Below are 591 nucleotides of genomic sequence, written 5' to 3'. Positions count from 1 at the left end.
CAAAGCCCGAAGTCTGAAGCTGCTGCGGATGAAAGCACAACGCAGCGACAGTGATAAAACCCGCCTGTATGCCGAAATGGAAAGCTTGCTCAGTGGGCTTATCGCCCTCGACCCGGCCCGTGCGGCCGTGTTATGCGGATAACAGAAAAGGAACAAACAATGGCAAAAGGTTATTACCTTGGGGTTGGTGACAAAACAACCTGCGGCGGCGTGATCACCGAAGGTGACGCTACACATGTCTTGATGGGCAAAGCTGCGTCCCGTGAACAAGACAGAGTAACCTGCGGCAAGCATCCGGGAACCTATATCATTGTCGGCCACGTTCCCGGCGATTCGGTAAATGGCCGCAAGTTTGCGGGTACCTTGGATAGCCAAAGTAGTTGCCCGTGTCAGGCCCGGTTTATTCCGTCACTGATGAATAGCGCGTATGAAAAATAAAGGCACGACACGGGGCTGAGGAAGAGTCGACCTCATGAAAAAATTATTTTCTCTTTCTCCACACTGTTTCTGAAGCACAGTTTCCCTGTATTTCACCCTTTCCATTAGCACAATGAAAAATATCCCTATGGACGACTTAACCCTGCGTTATTT

1 pseudogene is annotated in these 591 nt (G+C 50.3%); it reads left to right on the top strand.

Going from position 1 to position 591, the window contains the following annotated elements:
• Positions 1 to 159 precede the first annotated feature (159 nt).
• Positions 160 to 432 (top strand): annotated as a pseudogene (locus AEP37_RS23995) (PAAR domain-containing protein); the annotation flags it as partial.
• Positions 433 to 591: the final 159 nt, after the last annotated feature.

Origin of the sequence: Yersinia pekkanenii (genome assembly GCF_001152565.1) — a bacterium.
GTDB classification, from domain to species: Bacteria; Pseudomonadota; Gammaproteobacteria; order Enterobacterales; family Enterobacteriaceae; genus Yersinia; species Yersinia pekkanenii.
The sequence above is the reverse complement of the archived record's forward strand: the minus strand, read 5'-3'. Positions and strand labels throughout refer to the sequence as shown.